The 19,563-nt window shown below is 60.2% G+C and carries 22 protein-coding genes and 1 tRNA gene; 8 read left to right on the top strand and 15 right to left on the bottom strand.

Annotation, left to right across the window (positions count from 1 at the left end; all coding sequences use genetic code 11):
- Nucleotides 1-36: 36 nt before the first annotated feature.
- The gene (locus tag ACTJK9_RS02050) at nt 37-1,422 is read left to right on the top strand and encodes an APC family permease (protein WP_440811722.1); all 1,386 of its coding nucleotides are present in this window, start codon (nt 37-39) and stop codon (nt 1,420-1,422) included.
- Here ACTJK9_RS02050 and ACTJK9_RS02045 read toward each other — a convergent pair.
- Nucleotides 1,398-1,859, bottom strand: coding sequence for a DUF3574 domain-containing protein (locus ACTJK9_RS02045; protein ID WP_440811719.1), 462 nt, complete (start codon nt 1,857-1,859; stop codon nt 1,398-1,400). The two genes, ACTJK9_RS02050 and ACTJK9_RS02045, sit on opposite strands and share 25 nt — an antisense overlap.
- 390 nt (nt 1,860-2,249) lie before the next feature.
- On the opposite strand from ACTJK9_RS02045, the gene ACTJK9_RS02040 reads away from it, so the two are divergent.
- Nucleotides 2,250-2,759 (top strand): hypothetical protein, encoded by a 510-nt coding sequence (locus ACTJK9_RS02040; RefSeq protein ID WP_074690788.1) that lies wholly within the window; start codon nt 2,250-2,252, stop codon nt 2,757-2,759.
- 69 nt (nt 2,760-2,828) lie between these two features.
- Here ACTJK9_RS02040 and ACTJK9_RS02035 read toward each other — a convergent pair whose 3' ends face one another.
- Both ACTJK9_RS02035 and ACTJK9_RS02030 read right to left on the bottom strand, forming a co-directional pair.
- Complete coding sequence (locus tag ACTJK9_RS02035; protein ID WP_165369529.1) at nt 2,829-3,419, bottom strand: helix-turn-helix domain-containing protein; 591 nt, start codon at nt 3,417-3,419, stop codon at nt 2,829-2,831.
- 53 nt (nt 3,420-3,472) lie between these two features.
- Nucleotides 3,473-3,634 carry a hypothetical protein gene (locus ACTJK9_RS02030; protein ID WP_170928274.1) on the bottom strand — a complete coding sequence of 54 codons (162 nt, stop codon included), beginning with the start codon at nt 3,632-3,634 and terminating at the stop codon, nt 3,473-3,475.
- Between the two features lie 334 nt (nt 3,635-3,968).
- Between ACTJK9_RS02030 and ACTJK9_RS02025 the strand changes: the two genes are divergently transcribed.
- Nucleotides 3,969-4,631, top strand: a complete 663-nt coding sequence (locus tag ACTJK9_RS02025) for a hypothetical protein (protein WP_156669326.1) — start codon at nt 3,969-3,971, stop codon at nt 4,629-4,631.
- Between the two features lie 114 nt (nt 4,632-4,745).
- Here the strand turns inward: ACTJK9_RS02025 and ACTJK9_RS02020 are convergent, their stop codons facing one another.
- Entirely contained in the window at nt 4,746-4,991 is a 246-nt protein-coding gene (locus ACTJK9_RS02020; RefSeq protein ID WP_440811716.1) for a hypothetical protein, read from the bottom strand.
- Between the two features lie 163 nt (nt 4,992-5,154).
- Here ACTJK9_RS02020 and ACTJK9_RS02015 point away from each other — a divergent pair, with 163 nt between their 5' ends.
- Both ACTJK9_RS02015 and ACTJK9_RS02010 read left to right on the top strand, forming a co-directional pair.
- Nucleotides 5,155-5,802 (top strand): ATPase, encoded by a 648-nt coding sequence (locus ACTJK9_RS02015; protein ID WP_440811713.1) that lies wholly within the window; start codon nt 5,155-5,157, stop codon nt 5,800-5,802.
- Nucleotides 5,803-5,888: 86 nt separating this feature from the next.
- Complete coding sequence (locus ACTJK9_RS02010; protein ID WP_115077529.1) at nt 5,889-6,230, top strand: hypothetical protein; 342 nt, start codon at nt 5,889-5,891, stop codon at nt 6,228-6,230.
- Nucleotides 6,231-6,494: 264 nt separating this feature from the next.
- Here ACTJK9_RS02010 and ACTJK9_RS02005 read toward each other — a convergent pair.
- The 3 genes from ACTJK9_RS02005 to ACTJK9_RS01995 all read right to left on the bottom strand — a co-directional run bounded on the left by ACTJK9_RS02005 (nt 6,495) and on the right by ACTJK9_RS01995 (nt 8,482).
- Nucleotides 6,495-6,569, bottom strand: a tRNA-Gln gene (locus tag ACTJK9_RS02005).
- A gap of 229 nt (nt 6,570-6,798) precedes the next feature.
- Nucleotides 6,799-7,005, bottom strand: coding sequence for a hypothetical protein (locus ACTJK9_RS02000; protein WP_440811710.1), 207 nt, complete (start codon nt 7,003-7,005; stop codon nt 6,799-6,801).
- Between the two features lie 139 nt (nt 7,006-7,144).
- Nucleotides 7,145-8,482 (bottom strand): 2-hydroxycarboxylate transporter family protein, encoded by a 1,338-nt coding sequence (locus ACTJK9_RS01995; protein WP_440811708.1) that lies wholly within the window; start codon nt 8,480-8,482, stop codon nt 7,145-7,147.
- A gap of 131 nt (nt 8,483-8,613) precedes the next feature.
- Here ACTJK9_RS01995 and ACTJK9_RS01990 point away from each other — a divergent pair, with 131 nt between their 5' ends.
- Nucleotides 8,614-9,531: a LysR substrate-binding domain-containing protein gene (locus ACTJK9_RS01990; RefSeq protein WP_221399495.1), complete on the top strand. Its 918-nt coding sequence runs from the start codon at nt 8,614-8,616 to the stop codon at nt 9,529-9,531.
- A 37-nt stretch (nt 9,532-9,568) separates the two neighbouring features.
- Here the strand turns inward: ACTJK9_RS01990 and leuD are convergent, their stop codons facing one another.
- The 3 genes from leuD to ACTJK9_RS01975 form a co-directional block, all read right to left on the bottom strand.
- Nucleotides 9,569-10,177: a 3-isopropylmalate dehydratase small subunit gene (gene leuD, locus ACTJK9_RS01985; RefSeq protein WP_440811705.1), complete on the bottom strand. Its 609-nt coding sequence runs from the start codon at nt 10,175-10,177 to the stop codon at nt 9,569-9,571.
- 3 nt (nt 10,178-10,180) lie between these two features.
- The gene (leuC, locus tag ACTJK9_RS01980) at nt 10,181-11,602 is read right to left on the bottom strand and encodes a 3-isopropylmalate dehydratase large subunit (protein ID WP_440811702.1); all 1,422 of its coding nucleotides are present in this window, start codon (nt 11,600-11,602) and stop codon (nt 10,181-10,183) included.
- Nucleotides 11,603-11,724: 122 nt separating this feature from the next.
- On the bottom strand, nt 11,725-12,141 hold the full coding sequence (locus tag ACTJK9_RS01975) for a RidA family protein (RefSeq protein ID WP_085611861.1): 417 nt from the start codon (nt 12,139-12,141) through the stop codon (nt 11,725-11,727).
- Between the two features lie 134 nt (nt 12,142-12,275).
- Here ACTJK9_RS01975 and ACTJK9_RS01970 point away from each other — a divergent pair, with 134 nt between their 5' ends.
- Nucleotides 12,276-13,238, top strand: coding sequence for a LysR family transcriptional regulator (locus ACTJK9_RS01970; RefSeq protein ID WP_440811698.1), 963 nt, complete (start codon nt 12,276-12,278; stop codon nt 13,236-13,238).
- An 11-nt stretch (nt 13,239-13,249) separates the two neighbouring features.
- Here ACTJK9_RS01970 and ACTJK9_RS01965 read toward each other — a convergent pair whose 3' ends face one another.
- Genes ACTJK9_RS01965 through ACTJK9_RS01955 form a run of 3 tightly spaced genes read right to left on the bottom strand, consistent with a single transcriptional unit; the run spans nt 13,250 to nt 14,486 of the window.
- A complete protein-coding gene (locus tag ACTJK9_RS01965; RefSeq protein WP_440811695.1) occupies nt 13,250-13,657 on the bottom strand; it encodes a RidA family protein in 408 nt (135 codons plus the stop codon).
- 24 nt (nt 13,658-13,681) lie between these two features.
- Nucleotides 13,682-14,176 (bottom strand): PaaI family thioesterase, encoded by a 495-nt coding sequence (locus ACTJK9_RS01960; RefSeq protein ID WP_440811692.1) that lies wholly within the window; start codon nt 14,174-14,176, stop codon nt 13,682-13,684.
- 55 nt (nt 14,177-14,231) lie between these two features.
- The gene (locus ACTJK9_RS01955) at nt 14,232-14,486 is read right to left on the bottom strand and encodes a FecR/PupR family sigma factor regulator (protein WP_085611857.1); all 255 of its coding nucleotides are present in this window, start codon (nt 14,484-14,486) and stop codon (nt 14,232-14,234) included.
- Between the two features lie 224 nt (nt 14,487-14,710).
- Between ACTJK9_RS01955 and ACTJK9_RS01950 the strand changes: the two genes are divergently transcribed.
- A complete protein-coding gene (locus ACTJK9_RS01950; RefSeq protein WP_440811689.1) occupies nt 14,711-16,621 on the top strand; it encodes a tyrosine-protein phosphatase in 1,911 nt (636 codons plus the stop codon).
- Between the two features lie 29 nt (nt 16,622-16,650).
- On the opposite strand, the gene ACTJK9_RS01945 is transcribed toward ACTJK9_RS01950, so the two are convergent.
- Both ACTJK9_RS01945 and ACTJK9_RS01940 read right to left on the bottom strand, forming a co-directional pair.
- The gene (locus tag ACTJK9_RS01945; protein WP_440811686.1) at nt 16,651-17,619 is read right to left on the bottom strand and encodes an AraC family transcriptional regulator; all 969 of its coding nucleotides are present in this window, start codon (nt 17,617-17,619) and stop codon (nt 16,651-16,653) included.
- A gap of 124 nt (nt 17,620-17,743) precedes the next feature.
- The gene (locus tag ACTJK9_RS01940) at nt 17,744-19,420 is read right to left on the bottom strand and encodes an MFS transporter (RefSeq protein ID WP_440811683.1); all 1,677 of its coding nucleotides are present in this window, start codon (nt 19,418-19,420) and stop codon (nt 17,744-17,746) included.
- Nucleotides 19,421-19,563 lie beyond the last annotated feature (143 nt).

Below are 19,563 nucleotides of genomic sequence, written 5' to 3'. Positions count from 1 at the left end.
TCCGCCATGGATGGCGGATCATCAGCGGGAACCTTCATGACTCAAACCAATGGCCCCAAGCGGCATCTGCCGGTGTTTCAGGCGTTGCTGATCACGCTGGGCATGGTCATCACCACCGATATTCTCAAAACCGCACCGACCGTTGCCTTGAACGTCGGGCCGGAACATTTCTATTGGGTCTGGGTGCTCGGCGGATTGGCGTCGATGGCCGGGGCCTTGTGCTTTGCCGAGATGGCCACCGCGTTCCCGCATCCGGGCGGTGACTATCATTTCCTGCGCACCGCTTACGGCGAGCGCATGGGTTTCCTGTTTGCCTGGTCGCGATTCTCGGTGATGCACACCGGGTGGATCGCCTTGTCGGCGTTCATGTTTGCCGACTACTTCAATGCGGTCGTGCCGTTGGGACATCACGGGTCGGGGCTGTTTGCCGGTGCGATCATTGCCGCGCTGGTGCTGTTGAATCTGACGGGCAAGCACGTTGGTTTCATTACTCAGACTGTGTTGGTCGGGCTGCTTGCTCTCGGGTTCCTGAGCATTGCCAGCGCCGGTGTGTGGCTGGTGTGGCAAGGGATCGAACCCGCGCTGCCCAGCGATCCGGTCGTGCCCGAACACACTGGCGCGGCGGGATTTTCAGCGGCGATGATCTTTGTGTTTCTGGCCTTCGGCGGCTGGAGCGATGCCGCGACATTGTCCGCCGAAGTGCGCGACGGTCGACGCGGGATCTTCATCGCCATGCTCGGTGCGCTAACAGTGCTGATGGCGATCTATCTGGCGCTGAACTGGGCGTTTGTCCAAGGGCTGGGATTCGAAGGCCTGGCCGCGAGCAACGCGCCGGCGGTGGAACTGTTGAACCGCGCTTTCGGGGCTCCCGGCGTGCTGCTGATTTTGCTGATGGTCGGCATCGCGGCCATCGCCACCATCAACTCAACCTTGCTGGTCGGCGCCCGCACCACCTACGCCGCCGCCCGCGATGTGCCGCAACTGCGACGTTTCGGCGAATGGGACGAACGCGACGGCGTGCCGCGCAAGGCGTTGCTGGCGGAGGGGGCGGTCGCGTTGTTGCTGGTGTTGTTTGGCAGTTTTACCCAGAGCGGTTTCAACACCATGGTTGAGTACCTGACACCGGTGTACTGGTTGTTTTTGAGCTTGAGCAGCCTGGCGTTGATCATTCTGCGGCGGCGTTTCCCCGAGATCCCCCGGCCGGTCAGGGTGCCGTTTTATCCGGTTTTGCCGCTGCTGTTTTTTGGCTTGTGCGTTTACATGCTGTATTCCAGCGTGACAGTGGTGGGGTTGGGGGCGTTTCTGGGGATCGGGGTGTTGGTGGTTGGCGCGTTGTTGCTGGCCGGGTTGAGCCACCTGGTGTCGACACCTCGGCAGGCTCTGCAAAAGACCTCGGATCAGAAGGACACCGCCGCTGGCTGAGATAACCGCAGCACCGACAAATCCCCGGTAATCCGCTTGTAAGCCAAACGAATCGCCTCGATGTCACTCTCACGTTTCGCGCTGCTCTCGTGCAGGATCACAATCACCTTGGTCGCCAGCCGCTCGGGCACTTTCGCGTCGTGGTCCTTCCACTGCCCATACGCATCGAACACGCTGAACCCGTCCGGGAACCGCGTCGTCACTTCCTGATCGAGAAACTCGCGCCAGCGCGCCGGGCTCACCACACCTTCCTTGCCTTCCAGCGGCCCCACCGAGAAATACAACTCGGTGCGCACCCACTGCGCCTGCGCCGGTCGCGTGGCATCGCCTTGCAGGGTCGAACTGACGGGATCCTTGGTATGCACGGAAACCGGAGGAGGGCTGGCACATCCGGTGACTGCCAGGAACAGTGCAGCCAGTACTAAACGTTGCGGCATGGAACTTCCTTATTGTTAAGAACTGTCCCGAATTATAGAGGGGACGGTTAATAGCAATAAAAGATTAAAAAGTGGATCAACGTTGAACTAATGGAATAAGCAAAAAAAGTGAAAATAATGCCCGCTGGTTAGAACGATTATTTCTTTAAGTTATTTGCTTGGTGTTGAATCGCATATCCATGACATTCAAAAACCTGCTCCCGCATTGGCCGGATCTGTCATGGCGTCTACTCTGCTGCTGCAACGGTTCAAGTCGCACGGAACGCTGCACTTGAAGCGTTTGAACAGCAGTTTTTGCTGCTCGATGGACAGCTTGTTGCGGATTTTCCAATCCTTAGAATCCGCTCCATCAACTTCTCATCCAGTTCTTAATCCTCAGGGAGCTACACCATGATGAACGCCATGCAGATGCAAATGCCGATGAACGCCAACATGCCGATGATGCCGATGACGGGCATGCCGATGATGATGGCGACCATGAGCTGCGACATGATGGACGACGGCATGATGTGCAAGATGATGCCGGCCGCTGGCATGGACATGGCCATGTTCAAGAACAGCGCGCAAATGATGCAGATGATGATGGACTGCGGCATGCCGATGATGATGCATTGCGGCAACATGAGCATGATGTGCATGTCCCCGGCGGCCATGGCCATGCCGATGATGAACATGATGATGCCGATGCCGATGATGGGCATGCCGATGCCATCGATGAAGTGCGTGATGGAATGCACCATGATGGCCGACTGCATGATGTGCAAAATCATGCCGATGCCGGGCATGAACATGGACATGATGAAAAACTGCTGCGCCCTGATGATGAAGATGATGAACGACTGCAGCATGCCAATGATGATGAGCTGCAACGGCATGCCGATGATGTGCTGCACCTGCTGATTTTCGCCAGCGCATGAAAAAGCCCGACCGGGAAATTCCCGGTCGGGCTTTTTCATGTCTGTCTGTTTTTCAGTCCAGGCGTTCGGGGTAGGTCACCACCAGGTACGCCACCGCTTCACTGTCGGCGGGGTTGCGATAGCGGTGGGGCTGGTCGGCGTAAAACAGAATCGAGTCGCCCGTCGACAGCAGATAGCGCTCGTCGTTGACGCTGATCTCCAGCACGCCCTGAGCCACCACCAGGTTTTCCTGCACGCCCGGGCCATGGCCTTCGGATTGATCCTCGCCCAGCGGGCTCAGGCGCAGTTCATAGAATTCCGACTGGCGCGCCACATCAAAGGGAAACAGCGCACGGCTGACAAAGGCACCGCTGGCGCTGACCAGCCGCTTGCTCTGGCTCGCCGACAACACGGCTACGCCTTCAAACGCGCGATGTTCGAGAAACGCCGCCACCGACACCTTCAAACCCTTGGCGATTTTGCACAGCACCTTGATCGACGGCACGCTGCGCCCGGATTCGATCTGCGCCAGCATCGCCCGGCTCACACCGCACTGGCGGGCTAGGGCGTCGAGCGACAGATGCCGCTTGCCGCGCAGCCGTTGCAGGTTTTGCGCGACGCGTTCACAGATCGGGTCTTCTTCCAGGGATTCGAGATTGTTCAGGTCCAGCACAGGTTCATCGGCGCTCGCCAGAAAGCGCGAGGGTTCACGCGCGTTCACGCTTGACGCGTCTCGCTGGAACGAGCGGCCTGCACCCACTGCCAAGCCTGATAACCGGCATTGCGCGCATACATTTCCCACATCAGCCGGGCCTGTTGCTGGGCGTGGCGGCGTTTGCGGTAGACGGCGAAGTCGATCAGGTTGTCAGTTGGTTTCATGGCGCACTTCACTGTGTTCAATGACGGGATGAGGTGAGAGTACGCCGAGATTTTTATAACGATAAATACTGATTGTTTATTTATTAATGCTTTCTGGTTATTTGATCGGTTCGCCGATTTTTCTTTGTCATCGGCGGTAAGGGGGCGATACATACTCGGCTTCTTTTCTGCGAATTTGGCAAATCGAATTTTAGGTTGGTCTTCGCGCAGGTGACGGATAGCGTCTGTGTTTTGAAATTCAGAGATGGTCTTGATGCCCCCCTTACTTCGTCGAGCCTGGCGCTTTCTGCGCGGAGCCAAAGCCACTGCCTACGTTTTGCTGATGCTGGGCCCAATGTTTATCAAACCCTTGGCATTTGTGAGAGTGCCTCATGAGGCTCAGCCGATCTATGCAAAACTGCCAGGCCTTTGGGGAACGCCCCTGTTGGTGGCCGGCGTGGCTGCGGCGACTATCCGGTCGTTTTACCAGTGGGTGTTCTGGCGTGAAATGAACAAGTCCGATCCTTCCAGTCCAGCGGCCGACTTGCTACTCATGCTGCACAATACCGAGGGACGCTATTTCTGGTTTGCGTTCGTTTTTTCCGCAGTATTGGTTTATGCCCTGGCCGGCCTGCGCTGGAGCTATCACTTCGGGGCTATCTCGTTCATACGCAGATGGCGTCCCAATCTAAGCAATCCACCGCTGAAATACTTCGTCGTCACCACTGCAGCGTGGGGGCTGTGGCTGAGTCTCTACAGTGCTGTCGTTGTGTATGGCTTGTGGCAGTGGAAGGCTCAAGTTGACCTTGCGATGCTCTTGAATCAATACGTTGAACAGCATCAAACCGGAGTGCTCGTGACATTGCTCGGTATAGGCGTAGCCATGAGGCTCGCCGGGCGCAATGGCGAGCTCGGCATGAAGGCTCTGTATGGCGGATCCAAGTGGCTGAGCATGGCCGTGAGTCTGGTCGCTATCTGTGCGTTGTTGCTATTGGCATTCCTATTGTCGAGCATCTGACGTTCCCTTGGGGTGCATCAGCGAACCTCAGGCCAGGATATTTACGAAAGCGGGGACTGTGGAGCCTGCGCAAAACAAAGGGCCGGCGAGGACCGGGTCGAGGTTGTCCGCGTGTCATCGAGCGGGCGCTAGCCAAGTGTTCAGCACGCGCCGGTCGAGCTCTTCCCAGTCCGCCATGCCCAAAACGCGCGTGGTGTTCAGGCCGCGTAAATAGCCGCGCAACTGATAGGCGACGGCCCGCACTGTTTCGGAATCGGCAACGTTCTGGCCCAGGACCGTTTCGTATTCGACAAGGTATTCCGCCACGCGGTCGCGGAATTCGGGCACGACCGCATCGCGGATCAGATCAAAGGTTCGCACGGGTAATCCTCATCTGTTTTCGTTGTGATTGAGTGTGCCGCAGTCTGCACGCCGCGCAACTATCGGTTCAAGTAATAGTGACCATCAAGAAACGCAAGTTCTGCTTTGGCGCCGATGGGCGGAAAATCGCCTCCATCGAACACGCCGCTGAAGGAATTGCGCGATGAAGACTTTGAACCGACTGGCTGTAGTCGCCCTGCTGATGGGCGGGGTGGCCGCTACCGTAGCCCCGGCTTACGCAGACGACGCCAAGTCGTGCCATTTTCTGCCCGTCGCCGCCAGCAGCGCCGCGCTGCAGCACTCGCAAACCGTCGGTGTGCTGTACAGCGAAAACACTCTGGACAACCTGCAATACCTCGAGCGTTACCACGATGTGGCGGTGAACGGTGCCAAGAATGCACTCGATGCGCGGATCCGTGACGCCTTCGTCGACAGCTCCGACCCGGAGCTGGCCATCGACTGGCTGATGAGTTCGCTGCAACAACAGTTTCTCTCGGTGACCGTCTACGAAAACCTTGATGCGCTGGTACAGGCCCATCCGGACGTAGTGGTGATGCTCGACACCCACAACCGTCTGCTGACCCAACGCAACAGCCAGGTCGAAGCGCGGTTCGCCGCACGCTTCTACGACGCCAACCTGCAATACATCGGCAAGGCCGAGGGCGCGGTGGAGAAGCAACTGCCGTCGGTGTGGGTACACAACAAGGCCGCGCCCGAAATCGCTGCCGGAATCGAACAGCAACGCGATCTGCAATTGAGTGCCTTGAAGCAGTTCGATGACTCGCTCAAAGCCCTGGTGAGTGCAGGCTGAACACCTAAAGCAAAAACGGCAACGGCAGTGCCCGTGACACTGAACGTTGCCGAAGAACCGAACCTTTTATTTTCAGGATTTTATCCATGCGTGCCTTTTTTATCCCTGCCATGGCGTCTGCCACTTTGTTGCTCACCGCATGCGCCTCTGCGCCGAACGATCCGACGCTGACCTTGCAGACGCACAAGACGCCCGCCCAGTACGCCGAATGCGTGGTGCCGAAACTGCAGGGTAGTGCGCTGAATCCGACCGTCTCGCAGACCCAGCGCAGCTACCGGATCGTGGTGCCAAGCAAAGTCGCAGCGGACAACGTGCTGGAGGCTTACAAGGCACAGGACGGTGGGAAGGTCTTTTTGTATGAGCGCCACTTGCTGGCGTCGAGTTTCATGCCGTCGAGTTTTGAACGGGCTGCCCAGGAGTGCCTGTAACGCCTGACGGTTAACGCTTTTGACGATGCTCCTTTGGTTGGCCGCAACCAACCAATTCCTTTGCCCCGCATCTTGCGGGGCTTTTTTTGCCAAAAAAAATCGCAGCTTTCATCAGCTCCGCAGAAAGAAATGCGAGAGCTTATGAAAGCTGCGATTTATTGATTGTTCGGGCGTGAAGAAATACGCCAGGCGCAAATTCAAACAGGAAAGGATGGATAACGAAGAAAGCGAGAGGGAACTGGAGAGGGTGAAACGAGGAAAAAATGGCAGGGGCGGCTGGATTCGAACCAACGCATGGCAGGATCAAAACCTGCTGCCTTACCGCTTGGCGACGCCCCTGTAGCTATTGGTTTCAGTCCCGGGAGGACCTCTGCAACAGTGGGCGGCACTTTACCAGCGCTCTTGCGTTCTGTGAACCCCTGAAACAAATAAATTTCAGGGAAAACAGCTACTTATTTCCCGGATAGTATCGCCGGTCAGGTTTTTCGGGCTTTTCAGCGATTGCCATGAAAACCGGCGCGACCGCTGTAGCCCGAAAACCTGGCCAAGACCTGCCTCGATGAACCGATCAGTTGCCGTCTGCAACCTTGCGTTCGATTTCGTCGACCTTGCGTTGCAACGCCTCAGCGTCCTGCTCTTTGGTGCGGGTCGACGAGGGCGTTATGACCTCATCCACGCCGCGGCTCTTGTCGTCCGGATCCTCAAGATCGCGTTTCACCACATCGACCGGTTTGCCAGACGTATCCGTGGCTGGGGCTTTGCTGTCGTTGTTCATGGCGCTGACCTCCGTTGGCTTAAACGTTGGATGCAGCGCTCTGGCGCGAGTTCGAGTTTTTTAGCGGCAACCGTGCGGAAAACTGCGGAGCCGGGTTGATGAACCGCCGGTAGCTCACCGGCAACAAGCCGATATTTGTTCAGGCGACAAAACCCAGCAACAGCGTCGCCAGAATCACCGTCGAGGCGCCGCCGATCCGGGTGGAAATCTGCGCAAAGGGCATCAGTGACATCCGGTTCGACGCCGACAGAATCGCGACGTCGCCGGTGCCGCCCAGACCGCTGTGGCAGCAGGTCACGATGGCCGATTCGATGGGGTACATCTTCATCAGGTTGCCAATGAAAAAACCGGCGACGGTCATCGACACCACGACGCTGAGGCACACCAGCACATAGCCGATCGAAAACACCTTCACCACGCTGTCGAGCGGTACATACAGCATGCCCAGGCCAATCATTACCGGCCAGATGAAGGCGGCGGAAACCAGTTTGTAGAAAGACTGCGCGCCTTTTTCCAGCTTCTCCGGCAGCACGCGCACGTATTTGAACAGCACCGCCGCGAGAATCATCATCACCGGCCCCGGAATCCCGACGACCTTTTCCAGCAGGCCACCGAGGACGAAGAAAGTGCAGATCACCAGCACCCCGGCGCCCATGACCCGCAGGTCGATGCTGGTGCCGGTTTCTTCCTTGACCTTGAATTTGTCGTTCTCGGCCCGGGCCCGGATCAGTGCGCCTTCACCGTTGATGGCCGGGCGTTTCAGTGCCAGTCGTGCCAGGTAACCGGCGCAGATGATCGCTGCAATGTTGCCGACCACGGCCGCCGGGACCAGTTGCGCGACGTAGATGTCCGGCGTGCCGTCGAGGATCGCCGAATAGGCCAGGGACAGCGGCAGGATGCCTTCGCCGATGCCGCCGCCAATGATCGGCACGATGATGAAAAAGAACGTGTGGTAGACGCTGTAGCCGGCAAGCTTGCCGACAATCAGCCCGCTCGCGACGGCGGCCAGGGTGCCGGCCAGCAAGGGGATGAACATGCGGATCATGCCCTGGACCAGAATGAACCGGCTCATGCCCAGGATGCTGCCGACCACCAGGCTGGCGATCACGAAGTACAGGAAGTTGGCTTCCTTCATCAGCATTTTGGTGGCGTCGATCGTCGGCGCGCCGAAGAAGCCGTAGAACACCAGCACCGACGGCAACATCAGGCACAGGATCGCGCCGCCACCGATTTCCCTGAGGATCGGCAGACGCGAGCCCATCTGGCCGAAGAACACGCCCATGGTCATGATCACGGCCAGTCCGCCGATCATGTTCTTCGGCAGAAAGCCGAGGTGGGCCGACAGAAACACGATCACGGCGATGCCGAGGAAGATCGGCAGCGGGATCACGCCGATCTCATAGCTGCGCAGGCGCTGGATGAAGCCGCCGGCGCGAGGGCCGTCGACGTTCAGGGATTGCTCAAGGGAGTCGCTCATGACGCATGTCCTCATGTTTGTTTTTATCGAGGATGGACGGGAAACCACGGTGCACCGGGCTCGGGTGGCGAGGCGGTGATTCGATGGTATCCTTCGCAAAATGCGTGATAAACAGCGGAAGCATGCGGCCTATGAACACGAATCGTGACCAATTTCCCTTGCCCGAAGACCTCAAGGTGTTCCTTACCGTCATCCGCAAGAACAGCTTTGCCAGCGCCGCTGACGAGTTGGGCTATTCGCCGGCCTACGTCAGCAAACGCATCTCGGTGCTGGAAACCACGCTGGCGACCAAACTGCTGCACCGCACCACCCGGCGCATCGCGCTGACCGACGATGGCGAGCGGGTGCGGATTTGGGCGGAGAAACTGCTGGGGGATTTCGATCAGTTTCTCGGCGAGATTTCCCAGGCCCGGCACCAGCCGGCGGGGTCGCTGCACATTTGCAGCAGCTTCGGTTTCGGCCGCAATCATGTGGCGCCGGCGATCAGTCAGTTATCCCGGGCTTGCCCGAAACTCGACATTCGGCTGGACGTGTTCGACCGGGTGGTCGATCTGGTAGGCGAGGGCTTCGATCTGGAAATCCTCGTCGGCGATGACCTGCCGGGCCAGCATCTGGCGCGCAAACTGGTGAGCAACCGGCGCGTGCTGTGCGCCACGCCGGAATACCTCGAACGCCGAGGCACGCCGCAGTCCCTCGAAGACCTGAAAGACCACGATTGTCTGGTGCTCAAGGAGCGCAACAATGCGTTCGGTATCTGGACCCTGAGCAAGGACGGACAGGAAGAAACGGTGCGAGTGAATGGTCCGTTGTCCTCCAACAGCGGCGAGATCGTGCTGGAGTGGGCCTTGAGCGGCGGCGGGATTCTGTTGCGCTCGATGTGGGACGTCAAACCGATGCTCGAGCAGGGCAGGCTGGTGCAGGTACTGGACGGCTACACCCAGAGCGCCAACGTCTGGGCGGTCTATCCGACCCGGCTCAGCGAGTCGGCGAAATTGCGGGTGTGCGTGGAGTTTCTGGAAGAGTATTTCCGCGATTTGTCCGTGGAATGAAAACGGGCGGTTCAGTGAACTGCCCGTTTTTTTGCCATCAAGCCAGCCAGGGATTGTCCGCCAGATGCCGTGCCTCAAAGGCGCGGATCTGCTCGGTGCGTTGCAACGTGGTGCCGATGGCGTCCAGTCCCAGCAGCAGCGACTGTTTACGCAACTGATCGATCTCGAAGCCGATCAGCGTGCCGTCCCCCAGCTCGATGGTTTGCTGCGCCAGGTTTACGCTGATCCGCGCGGTCGCCGGGACGCTGATTGCCTCGGCCACACGCTTGAACTGCACGTCGTCCAGCTGAATCGCCAACACGCCATTACGCTGGCAGTTGTCGTAGAAAATCCCGGCGAACGTGGTGCCGATCAGTGCGCGGATCCCCACTTGCTTCAAGCCCCACACCGCGTGTTCGCGGCTGGAACCGCAGCCGAAGTTGGGGCCGGTCACCAGAAACGCCGCGTCCTGCCAGGCCGGCTGGTTGAGCACGAATTCCGGGTTGGGTTCGCCGGAGGCGAGAAAGCGCAGATCGAAGAACAGCCCGCGATCCAGCCCCTGACGATCGATGCCCTTGAGAAACTGCTTGGGCATGATCATGTCGGTGTCGATGTTGGACCCAAGAAACGGCGCAGCGCTGCCGCTGACGGTGTCGAAAGGTTGCATGGTTCAAGCCTCCAGCGCTACGTTGCGCACGTCAGTCAAATGGCCGCTGATGGCGGCGGCGGCGACCATCGCCGGGCTCATCAGGTGGGTGCGCGCACCGGCGCCCTGACGGCCTTCGAAGTTGCGATTGGTGCTCGACGCACAGCGATCACCCGGCGCGAGCACGTCGTCGTTCATCGCCAGACACATCGAGCAGCCCGATTGCCGCCATTCGAAACCGGCGTCGAGAAAAATCTGCGCCAGGCCTTCGTCCTCGGCCTGATTGCGCACCAGGGTCGAGCCGGGAACGATCATCGCCCGCACGTGGGCCGCCACACGCTTGCCGCGCACCACCCGGGCGACGTCACGCAAATCTTCGATCCGCGCATTGGTGCAGGAACCGATGAAGGCATGGCTGATCGTCACTTCGTTCAATGGCATGCCGGGTGTCAGGCCCATGTAGTCGAGGGCGCGCTGCAGGCCCTGACGCAGGATCGGATCGGGCTGGGCGGCCGGGTCCGGCACGTGCCCTTTGATCGGCGCGGCCTGATCGGGGCTGGTGCCCCAGGTCACCATCGGCTCCAGCGCGGCGACGTCGAGAATGACTTCGCGATCGAACACCGCGCCCTCGTCGCTGTGCAGGGTTTTCCAGCGTTCGACGGCCTGCTCCCAGAGCTTGCCCTTGGGCGCGCGCGGCTTGTGTTGCAGGTAGGCGAACACCTTGTCGTCCGGCGCCATGAACGCGCCCCGGGCGCCGGCCTCGACGGCCATGTTGCAGATGGTCATGCGCGCTTCGACGCTGAGGGCACTGATAGCCGGGCCGGTGAATTCGATGGCGTAACCGGTGGCGCCGGACGCACCGATCTTCTCGATCAGCGCCATGATGATGTCCTTGGACGTGACACCTGCGCCCAGCTCACCGTTGACCGTCACCCGCAGGGTTTTCAGGCGTTTGTAGACCAAGGTCTGCGTCGCCAGCAGGTGTTCGATTTCCGAAGTGCCGATACCGAAACCGAAGGCGCCCAGTGCGCCGTAAGTGGTGGTGTGGCTGTCACCGGCCGCGACCACCATGCCCGGCAGAATGAAACCCTGTTCCGGCGCCACGACGTGCTCGATGCCCTGGCGCTTGTCCAGCACATCGAACAGCTCGATGCCGAAGTCGCGGCAGTTTTCTTCGAAGTACGACACCTGCCGCGCGCCCCCGGCGTCGGGCATGGTCGCGATGCGTTTCGGTGCGGTGGGGTTCACATGATCGACCACCGCCAGCGTCGCCCCGGGCCGCCACACCGTGCGCCCGGCCTCGCGCAGGCCGCTGAAGGCTTGCGGGCTGGTGTATTCGTTGGCGACCTGGCGATCGATGTAAAGCAGCACGTGGCCCTGATCGTCGAGGGTGCAGACGGTGTGACTGTCGATGTGCTTCTGGTACAGCGTTCTCGGGCTGGGCATGGCTTGCGCTCTTTTCTGACCGGGGCAAAAACAATATGAGGACAGAATATTGATCGCGGAAATGGCATCAAGAGCGCTTCAGTGAAGCCGTTGAACACGGATTGTGAGCAATTGCCGTAAACCTACGCCCGTGTCTCCTCCGGCAACCTGGCAATCACCTTGATCTCGAACTGAAAGCCATACAGCCAGGTCACGCCGACCGCTGTAATCGTCGGGTGCGGCGCCTCGCCCCAGAATTCGGGGACCACTTCCCAGATGGTTTCGAAGGTCGATTGCGGGTCGACCATGAACACCGTCACGTCCACCACGTTATCGAAGCTGGCGCCGGCCGCGCCGAGAATGGCGTTGAGGTTGGTGAAGGCCAGTCGCACCTGTTGCTTGAGATCCGGTTCCGGCGAGCCGTCTTCAAGGCTGCCGACCTGGCCTGAGACAAACAGAAAACCGTTGGAGCGAACGGCCGGGGAGTACCGATTGCGCTCGTAAAGCGCATGGCGTCCGGGCGGGAAAACCACGTCGCGTTTTGGCTGGGCGTTAGTCATGGGGAGTCTCCTTCAATGGGTTGAAAACCGGTGATGGAGCAACTTTATGGGCTTGCCTTGGCGCGATAAACGCGCAACCTTGGCGATCACTGTTTGCAAATCCCAAACAATCGAGCCGCTATCAGAGGTGGGATATGGACCGTTTTGACGCGATGCAAGCCTTCGCCCGAGTGGTGGAGGCGGGCAGTTTCACCAAGGCCGCCGAAACCCTGCACATGAGCAAGACCACCGTGACCCAGCTCATTCAGCAACTGGAGGCGCGGCTGCGGGTCAAGTTGCTCAATCGCACCACGCGCAAGGTCAACGCCACGGCGGACGGCGCGGCCTATTACGAGCGGGTGATCAAGTTGCTGGCGGACATGGACGACGCCGAGACCAGTCTTCCCGGTGCGGCATCGCAGCCCAAGGGCCGCTTGCGGGTCGATGTGCCCAGCCCTCTGGCCAATCTGATTCTGGTGCCGGCGCTGCCCGAGTTTTACGCGCGCTACCCGGAGATCCAGATCGACATGGGCGTCAGTGACCGGATCGTCGACATCATCGATGAAAACGTCGATTGCGTGGTGCGCGGCGGCGAGTTGCGGGACCAATCGCTGATGGCCCGGCGGGTCGCCGATCTTGAGCTTGGCGTGTATGCCGCGCCGAGTTACCTGGCCCGCGCCGGCACCCCGATGCATCCCCGGGAGCTGGAAGACAGTCATCATCGGGTGGTCGGTTTTCTTTGGGCGCGTACCGGCAAACCGGTGCCGTACGCCCTGCACAACGAGCACGAAGACTTGCAGATCAAGGGTCGTCACGTGCTGGCGGTCGATGATGGCAACGCCTATCTGTCGGCGGGCCTCGCAGGGCTGGGCGTGTTGTGGTTGCCCAGGTACATGTCTGGAGCACACGAGGCGAGCGGTGATCTGGTGCCGCTGTTTGAAGACTGGCTCCTCGATCCGATGCCGCTCTACGTCGCGTACCCGCCAAACCGCCACATCAGCCGCAAGTTGCGGGTGTTCATCGACTGGATCGCCGAAGTGATGGCCCGTCACGCACCGGTCATGGATCGCTCAGGTTCGCCAGCAGAAGGTCAGGCTCATCGTTCAACAACAGGGTGAGCGGAATGGCGTTACCCAGAGGTAGCGCGCCTGCGTACCGCCACGCATTTGATTTCCACCAGCAGCCCCGGATGGGCCAGTTCGCTGACGCCGATGCAGGTCCACGCGCAGAAGCCTTTGGGGAATACGCGGTTTTTCACTTCGCGAAACACCGGCATGTGTTGGCTCATGTCGACGTGATAGGTGGTCATCTCCACCACATCGTTAAAGGTGCAGCCACCGGCCTTCAGCACTTCGTGGAGGTTTTCCCAGGCGCGGATGAATTGCTGCTCGGGGTCTTCGATGACTTGCAAATCAGCGGTGCGGCCCACCTGACCAGCGCAATAAAGCGTATCGCCGACCAGAACCGCCGGGGCGTATCCGGCGCGTTCGACGATGGGTTTCATGGATTCGGGGATGATGATTTTGCGATCTGGCATGGTGTTTTCCTTCAATGACGGATTTCAGCGACCGTGCGCGGCCGCTGCCAACTGCTCGGTATCCACCCGCACGAATACCGAATCACCCACCGCCGTCAGCACATCCCCGGCGTAGACCTCGCAGATCACCCGGGTCTTGCGCCCGACTTCACCGTCGACCCAGGCCTTCAGCGTCAGCGGCACACCCATTGGCGTCGGTTTGATGAACTTGATGCCGAGGTTGCCGGTGACGCAGTTGATGCGCGGCAGGCTTTCGGGTTCGCGCTGTTCGGCCCGGTAGTGGTAGGCCATTGCCGTCCAGTTGGAATGGCAGTCCACCAGCATCGCGATCAGGCCGCCGTAGACCAGCTCCGGCCAGCCGCTGTACTTGGCCTCGGGCACGTGCTCGGCCATGACGTGTACGCCGTCTTCGTGCCAGAAACTTTTGATGTGCAGCCCGTGGGGGTTGTGGCTGCCGCAGCCGAAGCAGACGCCCTCGGGGGCGGCGGTGTCTTGCAGGGAAATGTCGGGGGTGGCCATGCCGGGATCATCCTTAAACTGTAAGCCGAACCCCGCGGATTCTAACCCCGAATGCTCAACGTGAGGATTGCTCCTTTTGCGTGGGCCGTTGTGGATCGGTCAGCAGTTTTTTGCGAGTCGTCGAGTGGTTCGGCAATTGCTCGCTGATGTCCCAGATTTCCAGCATTTTCGCGTATTCGAAGGCGTGGCGCGGGCTTTGCTGAATCCACTGCTCAAACGCCTGGCGTTCGTCGGGCGTGCAATCGTCCTCCTGCAGGCGCAGGCACCAGTGCGCTGCCTGGTTCAGGATTTCTTCGTCTGCGTCGGTCATTGACGGTTTCCACGATGGCTGGGGAGGGCATTTTACGTTGCCGCTTGCAAAAAAAACGTCAAAGCACCTTGAGTATTTAAACGGTTAGTGAACGTTCAACGGACAAAAAACGCTGCCGATGGACAGATCGCGCCGTGATTTCCGGGCTTCGTCGCTTTGTCATATTCCCTCACATTTCAATGCAGATAGTGGGCAGCCCAACCTGTTTCCAGTGAGGCTGCCCCGTGTTTCAACGTCTTGTTTGTTCGCTGTCCGTGCTGAGTCTGTCCATTGCTGCCGCCCAGGCGGCTGACCTCGATACCCCGCGCCTGGCAGGCATCGACAACTTCCGGGATATCGCCGGCACCACCACCGCCAATTCCACGGCCCATGACGGCACAATGCGCGCCGGTGTGTTCTACCGCTCCAATGCCCTGACGCCGACGGCGGCGGACCTGGCGACCCTCAACGGTCTGGGGATCAAGTCGGTGTACGACCTGCGCACGCCCAACGAAATTGCCAGCACGCCGGACACGATGCCAAGCGGTGCGATCTACCAGAATATCGACATCATCGGCAGCACCACCTCCGGCGCGAACATCACCACCGTGTCGTTCAAAAGCGCGGCCGATGCGATTGCGATGATGCAGGAGACCAACCGCGCGTTTGTCAGCGATACTGGCATGCGTGGTGAGTTCAACGTACTGTTCAACGAGCTGGCCGGTGTCGACGGCGCCGCGCTGTTCCATTGCACCGCCGGCAAGGACCGCACCGGCTGGACCGCTGCCGTTCTGTTGAGCATCGCCGGCGTCGATAACGCCACGATCATGAGCAATTACCTGGCGACCAACGACTACACCGCCGAACGGGTCGCCAAGACCCTGGCGATGATGCCGCCGAGCATGGCCGCGATCTACGCGCCGCTGCTGGGCGTCGAAGCCAGTTACCTGCAAGCGGGGCTGGATCAGGTCACCGCGCAGTACGGCAGCATGGACAACTACCTCAAGCAGGGGCTGGGTCTGTCCCAGGAAACCATTTATGTACTGCGCGGCAAAATGGTCGAGTACAACAGCCTGCCCGGCCAGGCAGGGCTGATCGGCAACGCCGCCGCTGGCACGCAACTGTTGCAGGAACTGCAGAACAGCAAGCTGTCGGGCACTTACAGCGCCTACAACTACTACCTGCAATCGGCCATCGACGCCGGCACTCTGGGCGGTGTCGAGTCCACGGTCGGCGGCCAGGTGCACGCCGATGCGGCCAGTTACCTGCTGCGTCAGAACGCAATGATCGAGCAAGCCGCCGCGCCGTTCTCCAGCGGCACCGACCTCAAGGTCGGCCAGTACCGGTTGTGGAGCACCGCGCTCGCCGGTTATCTGGGCACCGACGGTTCGGCCCATGCGCAAAGCAGCAATGAACACAGCCAGGGCCTGATGGTCGGCGTCACCCAGCGCTTCTCCGAACAGCTCAGCGCCCGTGGCGGGATCGGTTACAGCAAAGGCTCGGTGGGCGGCGCGGGCGGCGAGGTCGATACCGATTTCACGTTCTTCAACCTTGGCGCCCGTTATGGTTTCACCAGCCTGGAACGAGGCCTGTTTGTCGACGCCAACATCAGCGCCGGTTACGTCGACTACGACAGCAAACGCGATCTCGGCGGTGGCCTCGGTTCGGCGAAGGGCGACACTCACGGCAATCTCAGCGACGCCACATTGGCGCTGGGGTATCGCATGCCGCTGAACACTGTGATTCTGGAGCCAAGCCTTGGCGTGCGCGTCAGTCGTCTGGACCTGTCAGGCTTCCAGGAGAAGGGCAGCGAACTGGCCCTCAATGTCGATGACATTCAGGAAACCCGCCGCAGTGCGGTGGCCAATCTCGACGTCTCGTTTGCCCCGATGCCCATGGGCGCGTGGCAACTGGTGCCAGGCGTTCGGGTTGGTTACGAGCGTGTGCTGGGCGATCATCAGGTCGACAGCGAAGGGCACCTGCTGGGGCTGGATATCGAGCAGCGTGCAGCGTTCGACAACCGCGATCAGTTCAGCGGGGGCGTCAACCTGATGGCCAATCTCGGTGCTCTGAGCCTGGGCGCTGAAGTCGGTGCCAGCGGTGGCGGCGACAGCCACGGTTTCAGCGGCGGGCTCAAGGCCAGTTATCAGTTCTGACCAACTGACGTTTAAGACAAAGGACTGCCTCAGCGCAGTCCTTTTCGCATTTCTGCGGGACTCACGCCGTAGGCGTCCTGGAAGTACTGGCAGAACCGACCGACATTGCTGAACCCGAATTGCAGGGCCACATCGGTCACCGATGACGATTGGCCTTGCTTCAATGCATCACAGGCGCGCTCCAGTCTGACCTGTCGCTGGTACGAGACAATCGAGGTGCCGACGAACCGCCGGAAACCTTCCTGCAACGCCCGCAGACTGACGTTCACCAACCCCGCCAGATCCGTCCCGCTGACCATTCGCTCGGGATGCGCCTGAATGTACTCGATGGCCTGCTTCACATGCCGTGGTGCAATCAACGCCTCGGGTCGACGCAGGACCTGGCTGAAGTTGTGCGGCCAGGCCTCCAATACCGCGTCCACCAGCATCTCCCGCAGCCGTGACGGCATCAGCGAACCGGAGTTCAGCAGCAGATCGAACTCGGTGCCGGTGGCCAGATCGATCAGCGCACGAATGCCCTGAAACGCCGGGCTGTTCAGATCCACCCTCGGCTCGAAATGCAGCTTGTGCACGATCGGTTTGCCCAGCAGGGTCGACAGCCGTTCGGTGAGCGCCGCACGGCTGATCGACATGCCGTGCTGGGCATGATTGTCGATAAAACGCATCGAACGCAGGTCAGCCTTGTCGATGGCCAGCCCCACATCGCGCAGCCCGACGGATTCATGGTTGAAAACGATCTTGCCGGCGGTGGGAATGACGAAGGTGATTTCGTCGAACGGCTCGGGGAAGGCGACCGTGAAATCGCCCCGGTAATGCATGCGCCGGAAACTCACGCCTTCGTACCGCCCGTAAACGCCGCCAATGATGATGTCTTTGGGCGGCGGTGGTGTGTCGCCATAACGGTTGCCGAACATTCGCGAGAACAGGGCGCCGAAGTCGTCACTGGCCATGTTGTCGGATCGCAGGATGAGGGTCTGGCGTGTCGGGCTTGAGTACACCGGGAGGTTCACCTTGGTGGTCGGGGCATAGGGGCGCGAGGACGTTACCAAGGGAGAATGACGCTGATGTGACAACGCCGGATGCTGTACGTGAACGCCACGCACAGCATCCGGCGAGGTTGGGTCAGGTGTGATGAATGTCGCGATCCTTGGTCTCCGGCATGAAGAAGATCCCGAGAATCGCCGTCATCACCGCAATCACGATCGGGTACCACAAGCCGTAGTAGATATCCCCGGTGGCCGCAACCATCGCAAACGCCACGGTCGGCAGGAACCCGCCGAACCAGCCGTTGCCGATGTGGTACGGCAGCGACATCGAGGTGTAGCGGATGCGCGCCGGGAACAGCTCGACCAGCCAGGCCGCAATCGGGCCGTAAACCATGGTCACGTAGATCACGAGGATGGTCAGCAGCAGCAAGACCATCGGGTAATTGGTCTTCGCCGGGTCGGCTTTTTCCGGGTAACCGGCTTCTTTCAACGCGGTGCCGAGGCTGGCAGTGAACGCGTCGTTACGGGTCTTGAAGTCGGCGGCCGGCAGGGTCGTGCCTTCGAAGCTTTCGATGACCTTGTCGCCGATGCGCACCTGAGCCACGGTGCCCGGTTCCGCCACCACGTTTTCGTACGGGATCGCGCGTTTAGCCAGGATGGTTTTCGCCAGATCGCACGAGCTGGTGAATTTGGCCTTGCCCACCGGATCGAACTGGAACGAGCACTGCTCGGGGTTGGCGATCACCTTGACCGGGTTCTTCTCCTGGGCCACGAATACGTCGGGATTCCCGTATTGGGTCAGCGCATGGAAGATCGGGAAGTAGGTCACCGCCGCCAGAATGCACCCGGCCATGATGATGCCCTTGCGCCCGATGCGGTCGGACAGGCTGCCGAAAATCACGAAGAACGGCGTGCCGATCAGCAGCGAACCGGCGATCAGCAGGTTCGCGGTCTGCGGGTCGATCTTCAGGGTTTGCAGCAGGAAAAACAGCGCGTAGAACTGCCCGGTGTACCAGACCACCGCTTGGCCGGCGGTGCCGCCGAGCAGGGCCATGATCACGATTTTCAGGTTGTCCCAACGGGCGAAGGATTCGGTCAGCGGGGCTTTCGACGACTTGCCTTCTTCCTTCATTTTCTTGAACACCGGCGACTCGTTCAGCTGCAGACGGATGTATACCGACACCGCCAGCAGCAGGATCGACAGCAGGAACGGAATCCGCCAGCCCCAGGCCTCGAAGGCTTCGGTGCCCAGCGCGGTGCGGCAGGCGAGGATCACCAGCAACGACATAAACAGACCCAGGGTCGCGGTGGTCTGAATCCAGGAAGTGAAATAACCGCGTTTGCCCTTCGGCGCATGCTCGGCCACATACGTTGCCGCGCCGCCGTACTCGCCGCCCAGCGCCAGGCCTTGCAGCAAACGCAGGGTAATCAGAATGATCGGCGCCGCCACGCCAATGGTCGCGTAACCGGGCAGGAAACCCACAATCGCCGTCGACACACCCATGATCACAATCGTGATCAGAAACGTGTGCTTGCGCCCGATCATGTCGCCCAGTCGCCCGAACACAATCGCCCCGAACGGCCGCACCGCAAAACCGGCGGCGAAGGCGAGCAGGGCGAAGATGAACGCCGTGGTCTCGTTCACCCCGGCAAAGAAGTGCTTGGCGATGATCGCCGCCAGGGAGCCGTAGAGGTAAAAGTCGTACCACTCGAACACCGTGCCGAGCGACGACGCAAAGATGACCTTGCGCTCCTCCCGGCTGACGCTGTGGTGCGGGGCACTGCCTGTGGACATGCTGTCGAGTACTGCCATGGGTGTTCTCCGTCGTGCTTGTTTTTGTAGGCCGGAGCACTTCATCAACGTCGCGTACCCAAGGCCTGTGGCGGATGCCGGTTCAGGTATTTCGTGGAGCGTGCACAGAATCACCGCCCCGCGCGGGAGGGCGGGGTTTCATT

This window comes from Pseudomonas sp. 22082, assembly GCF_052046055.1.
GTDB lineage: Bacteria > Pseudomonadota > Gammaproteobacteria > Pseudomonadales > Pseudomonadaceae > Aquipseudomonas > Aquipseudomonas pharyngis.
Note: the sequence above shows the minus strand (reverse complement) of the source record. Positions and strands in the feature narration are given on the sequence as shown.